10 protein-coding genes are annotated in these 15,175 nt (G+C 60.7%); all 10 read left to right on the forward strand.

The window, feature by feature from the left end; genetic code table 11:
- Positions 1–33: 33 nt before the first annotated feature.
- Positions 34–1,596 (forward strand): sigma-54-dependent transcriptional regulator, encoded by a 1,563-nt coding sequence (locus tag BLU76_RS29785; protein ID WP_072341529.1) that lies wholly within the window; start codon positions 34–36, stop codon positions 1,594–1,596.
- 347 nt (positions 1,597–1,943) lie between these two features.
- The gene (locus BLU76_RS29790) at positions 1,944–2,681 is read left to right on the forward strand and encodes a flagellar basal body rod protein FlgF (RefSeq protein WP_003199043.1); all 738 of its coding nucleotides are present in this window, start codon (positions 1,944–1,946) and stop codon (positions 2,679–2,681) included.
- Between the two features lie 49 nt (positions 2,682–2,730).
- On the forward strand, positions 2,731–3,516 hold the full coding sequence (gene flgG / locus BLU76_RS29795) for a flagellar basal-body rod protein FlgG (protein WP_053120245.1): 786 nt from the start codon (positions 2,731–2,733) through the stop codon (positions 3,514–3,516).
- A gap of 70 nt (positions 3,517–3,586) precedes the next feature.
- Positions 3,587–4,282, forward strand: a complete 696-nt coding sequence (flgH, locus tag BLU76_RS29800; protein WP_018614454.1) for a flagellar basal body L-ring protein FlgH — start codon at positions 3,587–3,589, stop codon at positions 4,280–4,282.
- A 45-nt stretch (positions 4,283–4,327) separates the two neighbouring features.
- Entirely contained in the window at positions 4,328–5,398 is a 1,071-nt protein-coding gene (locus tag BLU76_RS29805) for a flagellar basal body P-ring protein FlgI (RefSeq protein ID WP_162488974.1), read from the forward strand.
- A 14-nt stretch (positions 5,399–5,412) separates the two neighbouring features.
- Entirely contained in the window at positions 5,413–6,714 is a 1,302-nt protein-coding gene (gene flgJ / locus BLU76_RS29810; protein ID WP_092225695.1) for a flagellar assembly peptidoglycan hydrolase FlgJ, read from the forward strand.
- Between the two features lie 10 nt (positions 6,715–6,724).
- Positions 6,725–8,791: a flagellar hook-associated protein FlgK gene (gene flgK, locus BLU76_RS29815; protein WP_092225689.1), complete on the forward strand. Its 2,067-nt coding sequence runs from the start codon at positions 6,725–6,727 to the stop codon at positions 8,789–8,791.
- Between the two features lie 13 nt (positions 8,792–8,804).
- Complete coding sequence (locus BLU76_RS29820; RefSeq protein ID WP_092225691.1) at positions 8,805–10,370, forward strand: flagellar hook-associated protein 3; 1,566 nt, start codon at positions 8,805–8,807, stop codon at positions 10,368–10,370.
- Positions 10,371–10,462: 92 nt separating this feature from the next.
- Complete coding sequence (locus BLU76_RS29825; protein ID WP_092225693.1) at positions 10,463–14,029, forward strand: glycosyltransferase; 3,567 nt, start codon at positions 10,463–10,465, stop codon at positions 14,027–14,029.
- Between the two features lie 164 nt (positions 14,030–14,193).
- On the forward strand, positions 14,194–15,175 hold a 982-nt coding region (locus BLU76_RS29830), incomplete at its 3' end, for a calcium-binding protein (protein ID WP_139211695.1).

The following is a 15,175-nucleotide window of genomic DNA, read 5'->3' on the forward strand; positions in this document are numbered from 1 at the left end:
GCACCACTCTCTCATCCACATCCGGGCCTTTTCATGCGCATCAAAGTCCATTGCCAGAATCGCATCGGCATCCTGCGGGACATTCTCAACCTGTTGGTGGAATACGGTATCAACGTCGCCCGAGGCGAGGTCGGTGGCGAGCATGGCAACGCGATCTACCTGCACTGCCCAAACCTGATCAACATCCAGTTCCAGGCGCTGCGTCCGAAATTCGAAGGCATCGCCGGGGTGTTTGGCGTCAAGCGCGTAGGACTGATGCCCAGTGAGCGTCGGCACATGGAACTCAACGCCTTGCTCGGCGCTTTGGAATTCCCGGTGCTGTCTATCGACATGGGTGGCTCCATCGTTGCGGCCAACCGGGCGGCGGCGCAGTTGCTCGGGGTGCGAGTGGACGAGGTGCCGGGCATTCCCCTGTCCCGCTATGCCGAGGATTTCGACTTGCCGGAACTGGTGCGGGCTAACCAGTCGCGCATCAACGGCCTGCGGGTCAAGGTCAAGGGCGATGTGTTCCTGGCCGACATCGCGCCACTGCAATCGGAGCACGACGACAGCGAAGCCATGGCCGGTGCGGTGCTGACGCTGCATCGGGCCGACCGCGTGGGCGAGCGGATCTATAACGTGCGCAAGCAGGAACTGCGCGGCTTCGACAGTATTTTCCAGAGTTCGAAAGTGATGGCGGCGGTGGTCCGCGAGGCCCGGCGCATGGCCCCGCTGGACGCGCCGCTATTGATAGAAGGCGAAACCGGCACTGGCAAGGAGCTGCTGGCCCGCGCCTGTCACCTGGCGAGCCCGCGCGGGCAATCGCCATTGATGGCGCTCAACTGTGCCGGGCTGCCGGAGTCCATGGCCGAGACCGAACTGTTCGGCTACGGGCCGGGGGCCTTCGAAGGCGCCCGGGCCGAAGGCAAGCTCGGCCTGCTGGAGCTGACCGCCGGGGGGACGCTGTTCCTCGACGGGGTCGGGGAAATGAGCCCGCGCCTGCAAGTGAAACTGCTGCGCTTTCTGCAGGACGGTTGCTTCCGGCGTGTCGGCAGCGATGAAGAGGTGTACCTGGACGTCAGGGTGATCTGCGCCACCCAGGTCGATTTGTCCGAACTCTGCGCCCGGGGCGAATTCCGTCAGGATCTGTACCACCGCTTGAACGTGCTGTCCTTGCACATCCCACCGCTGCGCGAATGCCTCGATGGCCTGGCGCCGCTGGTGGAGCATTTTCTTGACCAGGCCAGCCGCCAGATCGGTTGTCCGCTGCCCAAGCTGGCCCCGGCGGCGATGGAGCGTCTGAGTCACTACCACTGGCCGGGCAACGTCCGGCAGTTGGAAAACGTGCTGTTCCAGGCCGTTTCCCTGTGCGATGGCGGCACGGTGAAGGCCGAGCATATCCGCTTGCCGGACTACGGCGTGCGCCAACCCCTTGGCGATTTTTCCCTGGAGGGGGGGCTGGACGAGATCGTTGGGCGTTTCGAGAAAGCGGTGCTGGAGCGCTTGTACTCCGAACACCCGAGCAGCCGGCAACTGGGCAAGCGGCTGGGGGTTTCCCATACGACCATTGCCAATAAATTGCGCGAATATGAAGTCGGCAAAGAACCCAGTGCGTAATCAATTGTGGCGAGGGGATTTATCCCCGCCGGGCTGCGTAGCAGCCCCAAAGCAGTCAACCTGACACACTTTAGTTGTCTGTTTTTAGGGGCGCTTCGCACCCCAGCGGGGATAAATCCCCTCGCCACAAGAATGTGGAGCAGTTGCCGCAGGGGTATACCTTTGCCTTGCAGCGGCATGACACCGCCGGTTTTTCGTCTTCGATCCATTCCAAAATTCCCTTCCAGAACCCACAAGTCCTTTGTTTACCGGGGCTCGTGGCGCCAGAAAAAAGTTGGTCTGCAAATTGCTTAAGGCTGTGCAACACAGCAGTGGGCGGCAAACGTCCGGCATGCAGAGGAACGACAGTGGACAAGTACCTTTATGTGGCAATGACCGGCGCCAGCCAGAACGCACTGGCGCAGCGGGCCCATGCCAACAACCTGGCGAACATCTCCACCAATGGTTTTCAGAAAGACCTGGAGCAGGCGCGCTCGATGCCGGTGTTTGGCGACAGCTTTCCGGCGCGGGCCTTTGCCATGTCCGAACGGCCTGCCACTGACTTCACCCCGGGCGCACTGGTGGAAACCGGTCGTGACCTCGACGTCGCGGTGAGCGGGCCGGGTTGGATGGCCGTGCAGAACCCCGACGGCGGTGAAAGCTACGTGCGCACCGGCAGCCTCAATGTCGACGCCCTGGGCGTGCTGCGGGCTGGCAACGGCATGCCGGTGATGGGCAACGGCGGGCCGATCGCCGTGCCGCCAGAGCAGAAAATCGAAATTGGCCAGGACGGCACCATCAGCATTCGCGCCATGGGGGAAGGCCCGCGGGTGATGGCTGAAGTGGACCGCATCAAGCTGGTCAACCCGGACCTCAAGAACATGACCAAGGGCCTGGACGGTTCGATCCGGACCAAGGACGGCCAGCCGGCGCCCATCGATGCCAACGTGCAGTTGGTGTCGGGTTTCCAGGAGGCGAGCAACGTCAACGCCGTGGATGAAATGACTTCGGTGCTGGCCTTGGCCAAGCAGTTCGAGCTCCACGTCAAGATGATGAACACCGCCAAAGAAGGCGATGAAGCCATGGCTCGGGTCTTGCAGATCTAATCATTAATTACAGCGCTGCGCCGAAAAACAGGCGTACGAGGAGAATCGAATGCTTCCGGCTCTATGGGTTGCCAAAACAGGTCTGTCCGCCCAGGACACCAACCTTTCCACTATTTCCAACAACCTGGCGAACGTCTCGACCACGGGTTTCAAACGTGACCGCGCCGAGTTCCAGGACCTGCTGTATCAGGTAAAACGCCAGCCTGGCGCCCAATCGACCCAGGACAGCGAATTGCCGTCGGGCCTGCAAGTGGGTACCGGTGTGCGCATTGTCGGCACCCAGAAAAACTTCAACGCCGGCAGCCTGCAGACCACCGAGCAGCCGCTGGACATGGCCATTGACGGTCGCGGTTTCTTCCAGATCCTGCAACCGGACGGCACCACGTCCTACACCCGTGACGGTACGTTCCACCTCGACTCCAATGGCCAGATCGTCAACGCCAGCGGTTTCGCCCTGGAGCCGGCGATCGTCATTCCGAACGATGCCCAGACCTTTACCGTGGGCCGTGACGGCACCGTGTCCATCACCGTGGCAGGCAACCCGGCCGCCCAGGTGATTGGCAACCTGCAGACCGCCGACTTCATCAACCCGGCCGGCCTGCAAGCGGTGGGCAACAACCTGTTCCTGGAAACCGCTGCCAGTGGCGCGCCGCAAGTCGGCACCCCGGGCCTGAACGGTTTCGGCACCACGCTGCAGAACACCCTGGAAACCTCCAACGTGAGCACCGTTGAGGAGATGGTCAACATGATCACCACCCAGCGTGCCTACGAGATGAACTCCAAGGTGATCTCCACCGCCGACCAGATGCTCTCGTTCGTTACGCAGAATCTGTAATCGTCACAACGTCCGTCACCACGTAGACAGGGCGACCCCAGGGTCGCCTGCAACACCAAGAGGTAGGGTCATGAAACGCTTCGTATCTGTTCTGGCACTGAGTGGCATCACCGCACTCGCGGGCTGTGTCGCGCCGACACCCAGGCCCAATGACCCGTATTACGCTCCGGTGTTGCCACGCACGCCGTTGCCGGCTGCCGCCAACAATGGCTCGATCTACCAGGCCGGCTTCGAGCAGAACCTGTACAGCGACCGCAAGGCCTTCCGGGTCGGTGACATCATCACCATCACCCTGAACGAGCGGACCCAGGCCAGCAAGAACGCCAACTCGCAGATCGACAAGACCAGCGAAACCAGCGTCGGCCTGACCTCGCTGTTCGGCTCCAGCCTGACCACCAACAACCCGATCGGCAGCAATGACCTGAGCCTCAACGCCGGTTACAGTGCCGACCGGGCCACCAAGGGTGACAGTCAGTCGGGCCAGAGCAACAGCCTGACCGGTTCGATCACCGTGACCGTCGCCGATGTGCTGCCCAACGGCATCATTGCCGTGCGGGGCGAGAAGTGGCTGACCCTCAACACCGGTGACGAGCTGGTGCGCATCGCCGGCATGGTTCGCGCCGATGACATCTCTACCGATAATACTGTTCCGTCAACTCGTGTGGCCGATGCGCGCATCACCTATTCGGGCACCGGTGCCTTTGCCGATGCGAGTCAGCCAGGCTGGTTCGACCGTTTCTTCCTCAGCCCGAAGTTCCCTTTCTAGGTGGCCCAGTTGAATCTTAAGCAGCTGTTGATCGGTGCCTTGGTGATGTCCGCAGCCTTTACCGCTCAGGCCGAGCGTTTGAAGGACATCGCCAGCATTTCCGGCGTGCGCTCCAACCAGTTGATCGGCTACGGCCTGGTCGTGGGCCTGAACGGCACCGGCGACCAGACCACCCAGACCCCGTTCACCCTGCAGACCTTCAACAACATGCTGTCGCAGTTCGGCATCAAGGTGCCGGCCGGCTCTGGCAACGTGCAGTTGAAGAACGTCGCAGCGGTGTCGGTCAGTGCCGATCTGCCGGCATTCGCCAAGCCCGGTCAGCAGGTGGATATCACCGTGTCGTCCATCGGTAACTCCAAGAGCCTGCGTGGCGGTACGTTGCTGCTGACGCCACTCAAGGGTATCGACGGCAACGTCTACGCCATCGCCCAGGGCAACCTCGTGGTGGGCGGTTTCGATGCCGAGGGTCGCGACGGTTCGAAGATCACCGTCAACGTTCCGTCGGCCGGTCGCATTCCCGGCGGTGCTTCGGTGGAACGTGCGGTGCCGAGCGGTTTCAACCAGGGCAACAGCCTGACGCTGAACCTCAACCGTTCCGACTTCACCACCGCCAAGCGCATCGTCGACAAGATCAACGACATGCTTGGCCCAGGCGTGGCCCAGGCCATCGACGGCGGTTCGATCCGCGTCACCGCGCCGCTGGATCCGAGCCAGCGGGTCGACTACCTGTCGATCCTGGAAAACCTCGAGGTCGATCCGGGCCAGGCGGTGGCGAAAGTCATCATCAACTCGCGTACCGGCACCATCGTGATCGGCCAGAACGTCAAGGTTTCCCCGGCCGCCGTGACCCACGGCAGTCTGACCGTGACCATCACTGAAGATCCGATCGTCAGCCAGCCTGGCCCGTTGTCCAACGGCCAGACGGCCGTAGTGCCCCGTTCGCGGGTCAATGCCGAGCAAGAAGCCAAGCCGATGTTCAAGTTCGGCCCGGGCACTACCCTGGATGAAATCGTCCGGGCGGTGAACCAGGTCGGCGCGGCGCCGGGCGACTTGATGGCGATTCTCGAAGCCTTGAAGCAGGCCGGCGCGTTGCAAGCCGACCTGATCGTGATTTAAGGACACCGGCCATGGTGGATATGCGCAAAGGCGCCTTGATCAGCGGGGATTCGGCTTCCTACTCGGACCTGAACCGCCTCAATCAGCTCAAGGTCGGCGACAAGAACAGCGACGGTAACCTGCGCAAGGTGGCCCAGGAGTTCGAGTCGCTGTTCATTGGCGAGATGCTCAAGTCCATGCGTTCGGCCACCGAGGTGCTGGGCAAGGACAATCCCATGAACACGCCCGAGGCCAAGCAGTACCAGGAAATGTACGACCAGCAGTTGGCCGTTTCCATGTCTCGCGAAGGCGGCGGCATCGGGCTGGCCGATGTGCTGTTGCGCCAGATGTCCAAGAACAAGCCTACGGCCCCTGGTGAGGCAGCCACATTGTCCGCCGCCAAGCAACAGGAGGCGTTGGACAAGGTGGCCAAGCGGGTTCCGACGCCGGTGGCGGCAGGCACATTGCCTACCGACGGTCCCTTGTCGCGTAGCAACGGCCAGCGTCCGCTGTGGGCTTCGCGGGCTGTGAGTGCGCCGCAAGGGGCCGAGGGTATCCACCGCAACGACATGGAACTGCTCAACCAGCGTCGCCTGGCCCTGCCACCGAAACTGGCTGACCGTCTGCTTGCCGGGCTGGTGCCCTCGGCCGCGGTCAACGCCGATGCGCCTGCACAGAACGTCCTGACGGATCGCGCCATCGCCGCCGTCAAACCGGCGACTGGCGAACTGGCCAATGGCGACTGGTTGGCTGCACTCAAGGCAGCCGAGCCGAAAGGCGATATGCAGGTCTATGGCCGCGCCGTGGCCCAGCCGCCGCTGGCACCGGCACGCAAGGCCTTCCGCGATGCCGACGAATTCGTCAATGCCATGCTGCCAATGGCCAAGGAAGCGGCCGACCGCATCGGTGTCGATCCGCGTTATCTGGTGGCCCAGGCCGCCCTGGAAACCGGTTGGGGCAAATCGGTCATGCGCCAGCCCGATGGCAGCAGCAGTCACAACCTGTTCGGCATCAAGGCCAGCGCCAATTGGAAGGGCGATTCGGCCCGGGCGATCACCAGCGAATTCCGCAATGGGGCGATGGTCAAGGAGACGGCCGAGTTCCGTTCCTACGCCTCGTACCGCGACAGTTTCCATGACTTGGTCAACCTGCTGCAAAGCAACAGTCGCTATCAAGATGTGCTGAAGTCGGCCGATAAACCCGAACAGTTTGTACGCGAGTTGCAGAAGGCCGGTTATGCCACCGACCCGAACTACGCGAATAAGATTTCGAACATAGCCCGGCAGATGACGAGTTACCAAAACTACGCTTCTGCAGGCGCCACCACGACTTTATAAGGTCTGAACCATGAGTTTGCTCAATATAGGGATGTCGGGTCTGTCAGCAAGCCAGACCGCGTTGGTGACCACGGGTAACAACATTTCCAACGTCGACACGGCCGGTTATTCGCGTCAGCAGACCGTGCAGACCACCAAAGCCTCCAATCAATACGGCAACGTGTTCATTGGCTCCGGTACAACCCTGGCTGACGTGCGCCGGGTGTACAACTCCTACCTTGAAGCTCAACTGAAAACCACCACCTCGCTCAACAGTGACGCGGCGGCCTATCAGGGGCAAATCACCCCGCTCGACTCCCTGTTGTCGGACAGCGGCACTGGCCTCAACGGCGCGCTGACCAAGTTTTTCGCTTCGGTGCAGAACGTCAACGCCAAACCGGGTGACGATGCATCCCGGCAGTTGCTGCTCAGCGATGCCCAGGCCTTGAGCAACCGTTTCAACTCGGTTGCCAGCCAGTTGACCGCGCAGAACGAAAACATCAACGGCAACCTGTCGAACATGGTCGACCAGATCAACAACCTGGCCACCACCGTCGCCCAGTTGAACAAGAAAATCGCCGAAGTCTCCAATGCCGGTGGTGCGCCGAACGACCTGCTCGACGCCCGCAGCGAGACCATTCGCCAGCTGTCCACCTTCACCGGCACCCAGGTCGTGGAGAACGGCAGCAGCCTGGACATCTACCTGGGGTCCGGCCAGCCATTGGTGATGGGCAACATCACCAATAAACTCGAAGCGGTGCCGGACAAGAACGATCCAGGGCGCATCGGCATCCAGCTCAACAGCGGTTCCAGCGTCATGGACCTTACCCAGGTGCTCACCGGCGGCGAAATCGGCGGGCTGATGCGCTACCGCAGCACCGTGCTCGACCCTGCAATGAACGAGCTGGGCCGCGTGGCCCTGGTCGTCGCCGATCAGATGAACAGCATCCAGGCTTCAGGCATCGACAAGAACGGTGCGTTTGGTTCCAACCTGTTCAGCAGCATCAACAGCGCCGCGCAGATGAGCCAACGCAGCGTCGCCTCGCTGGGCAACAGCGCAGGCTCCGGCAACTTCAACGTGTCCATCGAAGACACCGGCAAGCTGACCACCAACGACTACAAGATCACCTTCACCAGCGCCACCAACTACACCGTACAGCGCTTGCCTGACAACACCTCGCTGGGCGCGTTCAGCACCACGACCACGCCAGCACCGGTCGTCGATGGCTTCTCGCTGACCTTCGCCAACGGTCCTGCGGCTGCAGGCGATTCGTTCAAGATCACCCCGACCCGCAATGCCGCGGGCAGCATCAAGACCGAAATGACCGACTCCAAGCGGCTGGCGATCGCAGCCCCGCTGGGCGCCGCCATTACGCCGGGCGGCAGTGGCACGCTGACCATCCCGGCCAGCGGCCAGCCGACCATGACGACCAAGCTGGACATCTATGATGAAGCCACCACGACCATCATTCAGAACGGCATCAAGAGTTCCATGCCGGTCAAGGTGGTGTTTGGCGCGACGTCCGCCGACGGCACCAGCCAGGCTTACCAGCTGCTGGATGCCAAGGGCGGTACGATCAGCAGCGGCACGATCAAGCCTGGCCAGAGCAACACCCTGAGCCTGAGTGTCCCGCTCAAGGACGCCAGCGGCACCCCGATCATGGATTCATCCATACCGCCGGTGCAGCGTACCGTCACCTTTGACATGTCCATCGCCGGTTCGCCATCCGACGGTGCTGGCATTGACGTCAGCCTCAGTCAGCCTGGTAGCCTGGACAACCGTAATGGTACGGTTCTGGCCGGCTTGCAGACCGCCAAGACCGTTGACACCAATTCCGCGAGCAAAGGGATTTCCCTGAACGACGCCTACGGCAAGCTGGTGGAGGGTGTCGGCTCCAAGGCCGCCCAGGGCAAGCTCGACAGCGCCGCCACTGGTGCAATCCTGGACAACGCCAAGACCGCCCGCGACTCGTTGTCGGGCGTGGACCTGGATGAAGAAACCGGCAACCTGGTCAAGTATCAGCAGTACTACACCGCGTCTTCGCAGATCATCAAGGCTGCGCAGGAAATCTTCAGCACATTGATCAACAGTCTTTAAGGAGCCGTAGCCCATGCGCATTTCCACCTCCCAGTTCTATGAGAGCACGGCTGCGAACTACCAGAAAAACTTCGCCAAGGTGGTCAAGACCAGCGAAGAGGCCAGCAGCCTGGTGCGTGTGAACACTGCCGCCGATGATCCGGTGGGGGCTTCGCGTCTGCTGCAGTTGGGCACTCAGGCGTCGATGCTTGCCCAGTACGAAACCAACGCCAACACCATCAAGGCGACCCTGGGCACGACCGAAGCGGTGATGACCAGCATCGGCAACGTACTGCAGCGCGCCAAGGAATTGGCCGTCGGTGCTGGCAACGCCGGCTACACCGACGCCGACCGTCAAGCCAACGCCTCGGAGCTGGCACAGATCGAAGAGCAGTTGCTGAGCCTGATGAACAGCAAAGACGAGAACGGCAAGTACATTTTCGCAGGCTCCAAGGGCGATACCATTCCGTTCACCCGCAACAACGATGGCAGCTACAGCTATAACGGCGACCAGGTGACCCTCGACCTGCCGATTGGCGACACCATGTCGATGGCCACCAACAGCACGGGATGGGAAGTCTTCCAGCAGGCTGTCAATACCAGCCGCAGCCAGGTCACCATGACCGCCCCGGCGGTGGATGATGGCCGTGTTGTGCTGTCCAATGGTCAGGTATCGTCCAGCGTCAGCTACAACAGCAAGTTCCGCAGTGGGGAGCCGTACACTGTCGAGTTCACCAGCGGCACCCAACTGAAAATCACCGACTCCGGCGGCAATGATGTCACCGCGGAAGCCAGCCGGGGTGGTGCTTTCGACCCCAACAGCAAAAGCGGCCAGGCGGTGCAGTTCCGGGGACTGGAATTGACCCTGAACATCAATCTGCAGACCGGTGATAACGCCGGTACCGTATTGCCCGGCCATACTTTCACCCTGGCCGCCAAGCCGGACACGTTTGTCCCGACCCGCAGCCCGGGTAACCCGACCACGGTCCAGATTACCAACAGCACGATCACTGACCCGGTGGCGTATCATGCCAGCTTCCCTACCGGTTCGGCTGTGTTGAAGTTCACCAGCGCCACTGATTTCGACCTTTACGCTGCGCCGTTGACCGCTGACAGCCAGCCGGTGTCCAGCGGCACTCTGGCTGGCAACGTGGCCACCGCTTCGGGGGTGAGCTTCACCCTGGACGGTACGCCGGCTGCTGACGATCAGTTCAGCATCGCGGTCAACACCCACGAGACCCAGAACATCCTGGATACCGTGAACCAGCTGAAAACCGCACTGAGCACGCCGACCAACAATGATCCGATTGCTGTGCAGAAGTTGCAGGCGTCGCTGGCCTCCGGTATCGGTAACCTGGCGAGCGGCACCGATCAATTGTCCAGCGCCTTGAGTTCGGTGGGTGGTCGTGGTGCCGCTCTGGACACCCAGAGCGATACCAATCAGAGCCTGATCGCGGCCAATACCCAGACTCAATCGTCGATCCGTGATTCCGACGCGGCCGAAGTGATGACCCGGCTGACCTTGCAGCAGACGATGTTGCAGGCTTCGCAACTGGCCTTCAGCAAAATTGCCCAATTGGGCCTGTTCAACAAGATCTGAGCCGGTATCCGCCGAGCCGCCAACCGTCTTTTTAAGCGGTTCCGGGGCTCCGGCCTGAAAAGGTCGGGGCCCGCCGCTCGAGAGTTTTTGCCGTGAATCCACTTCCCCTCGTCAGTATTGTTATCCCTGCCTACAACCCTCGGTTTTTCGACCAGGCACTGCTCAGTGCCCTGGCCCAGACCTACGAACACATCGAAATCATCGTTTGCGATGATTCGCCTGGCGATGAGATTCGCCAGATCGTCGACTCCTTCACTGAACCGTCCCATCCGATCCGCTATTTGCGAAATCCGAAGCGACTGGGGCTTCAGGACAACCTGTTGCGGTGTGTCGAGGAGGCCAGGGGCGAGTTCATCAAAGTGTTGTGCGACGACGATCGGCTGTTTGCGCCGAGCATTGCCAAGCAAGCTCAGGTGCTGATCGATCACACCGATGCCAGCGTGGTATTTGCCCTTCGGTTGTTGTGTGACGCGGGCAACTTCATCTTGCCGCCTCGCGTCGACAATTGCCGATTCTCGCCGAACGATGCCCTGCTCAAGGGCGATGACATGCTGGCGATTTTCGAGAGCACTCCGACCAATTTTGTCGGTAATTTCAGTTCCGCCCTGATGCGCCGGACGGATGTGCTGGAGCTGCTGCCAGCGCTGGTCCAGGGCGGTGCCGGTTTCGTCGCCACCCTCGACTTTGCCTTGTTTGTCTGTCTGATGCGCCGGGGTAATCTGGCCACGCTCAACACAGTATTGAGTGTCGAGCGCTTGTACCCGGAGCGTTTGAGCAAGACCCCGGAGATGCTCAAAGCTGCGAAAGTGGAATGGCAGTGGCTGGCGCAGATGCTCGCCGCGCGCAACGGTGAAGCGGCCCCGGCCTCTGGCTGGGTGCGTTGCGTTGATCTGGACAAAGTCACCGATCAGCCCCACGCCTGGCAGGAACTGTGCGTGACCCGTGTGCTGGGCAATCGCAATACGGTCGTCAATGGCCGGGTAGGTGCCCAAAGCGAGAGTTATGCCGACTTCTACCGCGAGTGGCTGTCGGTTCGTCGCTTCAGTGAGGTTGAGCAGCGTGTCATGCCTGCGCGCATCGACAGTTGGCCATTGCATCCGAACATCGTGCCGATTGTCATCGACAGTGCCGGGGACGAGGTGGCATTGGCGACCACGCTGAGCAGCATAGAGGGCCAACTCTATCCGGCCCAGGCTGTCGTGGTGCTTTCCGACGCCCGTTGCGAGGTCAATGACCGGGTGTTGCAGTTGCCTTATCAGCCCGACTGGGCACGGCAACTCAATGCCATTGTTGCGCAGTTGGAGGGTGCACATTGGTTCTATCTTCTGCGCGCAGGCGATAGCCTCCGTGATTCAGCGTTGTTGATCCTCGCTGAACGCGTGGCGGGCAAGAGCGGAATTCTCTGCGCTTACAGCGACGAAGGTGCACTGGTAAACGGTGAGTCCAGCGAGCCAGTGTTCAAGCCAGATATCAACCTCGACCTGATGCGCGCCTATCCCTACGTCGGTCGAGCCCTGGCCTTTGAGCGCGAGCATTTCATTACCTTGGGCGGGTTCGACCCGACTCGCGGTGAGCTGGCGCCTCACGACCTGCTCTGGCGGCTGGTGGAAGAGGCCGGCCCGCAAACCATCGAGCACATTGCCGAGATCCAGGTGGAGTCCACACTGAGCTTCGCTCAATGGTTGTCATGGCCCGAGGTGATCGAGGGTAATGCCCCCATGGTTGGCGCTCACCTGGAGCGCATTGGCGTACCTCATGAGATTCGCCAGGGTGTGTTGCCGCTGATCAATCGAATCGACTACCGCTTCGACACCCGTCCGTTGGTATCGATCATCCTGCGCACGGGTGATTCACTGGCAGCCTTGCAGCGCTGCTGCGAAAGCCTGATCGAGCGTACTGCCTATACGCACTATGAAATCCTGATTGTGGACAGCGGCGTGCGGGACCCGGTCATGCTCGGCTGGCTGGCCGACATGGCGCAGTTAGGCGCAAGCATGCTACGCGTGCTGCGTTACGCCGGTGATGACAATGACGCATCAGTGCGTAACTTTGCCGCGAGCCAAGCTCGGGGGGACTACCTGTTGTTGCTGAGCCCGCAGATGGTCATAGGCGATAGCGATTGGTTGGACGAGATGATCAATCATGCGCTGCGCCCGGAAGTCGCGGTGGTCGGCGCAAGGATACTCAGCCCCCAGGGTACGATTGTCGGGGGCGGGCAGATTCTCGGATTGGCCGGTCCGGTGGGGGCACCGTTTTATGGCGAGTCCGCGATCTCTCGTGGCTACATGCAGCGTCTGCATACGACCCAGAACTGGAGTTCGGTCAGCAGCGACTGCCTGATAGTGCGCAAGCAGGTGTTTGAGGAGCTGGGTTGTCTCGATGACGCGACGTTCACCCAGGGCCTCAGTGACGTCGATTTGTGCTTGCGTGCAGGTAAAGATGGCTACCTGGTGGTTTGGACACCTTACGCCAGCGTCATACAAACGACCGGGCAATCGTCAGCCCAACTGGAAGAAGCATTGCAGGAACGCGAACGCGAAGTTTTCTATCGCAAATGGTTGCCGCAGATTGCGCGAGATCCGGCTTACAGTCCTTCCTTGAGCCTGGGGGCTTCGAGTTTCAGTCTGGAACCTTCATTGCGCAATAACTGGAATCCCTTCTGCTCCCGCGCGTTGCCACTGATACTCGGGCTGCCGGTCAACGCCACCGCAGTTGGCCATTATCGTGTTACGGCCCCGCTGGCCGAGCTCGAAGCCAGCGGGCGGGCGATTGCCCGGATCGCCTACGAGTCGCCTTCAACTGTTGAGATCGAGCGGCTGTCGCCAGACACCATCGTGTTGCAGGGGCGCTACAGCGAGGGAGCGGCTGGTGACATCCTGCGGATGAAGAAGTACTCCGGTGCCTTACGGATTTTCGAGCTAGACGACTACGTGGTCAGTGCTCCCAAGAAAAACACCCACGCTCGTAACAAACCGGTCAACACCGAGCAGATGCTGCGCGAGGGGATTGGTTTGTGTGACCGCGTGGTGGTGACGACCCAGGCGCTGGCCGATGCCTTGTCCAGCATGCATAGCGAAATCCGGGTGGTGCCCAACATGCTGCCGCCCGAGCCGTGGGCCCGCTTGACCAGTCGGCGCGGAACATCCTCCAAGCCACGGGTTGGCTGGGGCGGCGGGACCAGCCACAGCGGCGATTTGGAAATTATCGCTGATGTGGTCCGTGAACTGGCCAATGAGGTGGAGTGGGTGTTCTTCGGTATGTGTCCCGAAGCGTTGCGGCCCTACATTCACGAGTTCCACGGTTCCGTCGGGTTGAACACCTACCCATTCAAACTGGCCAGCCTGAACCTTGACCTGGCACTGGCGCCGCTGGAGTTCCACATCTTCAACGACTGCAAGAGCAACTTGCGCCTGCTGGAATACGGCGCTTGCGGTTATCCGGTGATCTGCACCGATACCAAGGCTTACGACGGCTTCCTGCCGTGTACCAAAGTACGCAGCAACAGCACTGAGGAGTGGATCGCGGCGATCCGCATGCACCTGGCCGATCCTGACGCCAGCTACCGCATGGGCGATGAACTGCGCGAAGCGGTGCTTCGCGATTACATGCTCACTGGCGATAACTTGCAGCATTGGTTGTGGGGGTGGTTACCGGACTAGTTCTGACAACGCTTGGAAAAAGGCGACGTTAGTCGTCTTTTTTTGCCTCAATCTCCACGTCCGCAAGCCGATACAGGCAGATGGATTTCTTTTGCTTATGAGCAGTTTCATCTATCGCTGCTTGAAAAAATATCCGGTTTCTCAACAAAGCAAGGACGAGGCAAATGGCGGTGATTAATGGAACGAGCGGCGTGGATACATTGGCCGGGAGCGATGGTGACGACGAGGTCTATGGATTGGCTTCCAATGATGTACTCCTGGGCAGCGCTGGAGCGGACAGGCTGGATGGGGGGACGGGGGTTGATACGGTGAATTACTCCGCTTCGACGGCTGCCATCGACATTGATGTTCGCAACGGTGTCGGCCGGGCTGGTGTCGGTGGTGATGCGGCGGGCGATACGCTGGTCGCCATCGAAAAGGTTATCGGTACGGCCTTCGATGACAGTTTCACCAGTACGATCGGTAATTTGACCTTCGAAGGTGGTGCCGGCAACGATATCTATAACGTTGCGACCAGCGGCGTGAAAATCATTGAGCAGGACAATGGTGGCATCGACGAGCTACGTACTAGCTGGACGTTGATGACCATGGATCCTTTTATCGAAAAAATGACCTACACCGGTACTGTCAACTTCACCGGTTACGGCAACTCCAGCGACAACATTATCACGGGCGGCGCAGGCAACGACCTGTTGTTCGGTGGTGACGGAGCCGACCAGTTCTTTGGCGGTGCGGGGTTGGATGTGGCTGGTTATACCGACAGCAAGGTGGCGGTGAACATCAACCTCAAGACCGGTATTCACTCGGGCATCGCAGCGGGCGATACCTTTACCGACATCGAAGTGATTCGTGGCTCAAGTTACAACGACACCTTCGTGGCGGACGGTCGGGCGATTGGTTTCGACGGCGGCGCGGGCATCGACACGGTGGATTATTCGACTTCTACCGAAGCGATCAATGTCGATATCCGCAATTACAAAGGCCTGCCAGGTACCGGCGGTGATGCCGAGGGCGACACGCTGGAAGGCATCGAAAAGGTTATCGGTACGGCGTTCAATGACACGTTCACCAGTGCCTGGGGCGCCGTGACGATGGAAGGCGGGGCAGGGGACGATCTCTATACCGTCAATACCAGCGGCAATAAGA

It is taken from the genome of Pseudomonas sp. NFACC08-1 (assembly GCF_900106735.1).
Classification (GTDB): domain Bacteria; phylum Pseudomonadota; class Gammaproteobacteria; order Pseudomonadales; family Pseudomonadaceae; genus Aquipseudomonas; species Aquipseudomonas fluorescens_Q.

What these genes read in the sequence shown, in the direction of transcription:
- BLU76_RS29785 (WP_072341529.1), top strand. Translation starts at nt 34, where the DNA reads ATGCGCATCAAAGTCCATTGCCAGAATCGCATCGGCATCCTGCGGGAC.
- flgG (WP_053120245.1), top strand. Translation starts at nt 2,731, where the DNA reads ATGCTTCCGGCTCTATGGGTTGCCAAAACAGGTCTGTCCGCCCAGGAC.
- flgH (WP_018614454.1), top strand. Translation starts at nt 3,587, where the DNA reads ATGAAACGCTTCGTATCTGTTCTGGCACTGAGTGGCATCACCGCACTC.
- BLU76_RS29805 (WP_162488974.1), top strand. Translation starts at nt 4,328, where the DNA reads ATGTCCGCAGCCTTTACCGCTCAGGCCGAGCGTTTGAAGGACATCGCC.
- flgK (WP_092225689.1), top strand. Translation starts at nt 6,725, where the DNA reads ATGAGTTTGCTCAATATAGGGATGTCGGGTCTGTCAGCAAGCCAGACC.
- BLU76_RS29820 (WP_092225691.1), top strand. Translation starts at nt 8,805, where the DNA reads ATGCGCATTTCCACCTCCCAGTTCTATGAGAGCACGGCTGCGAACTAC.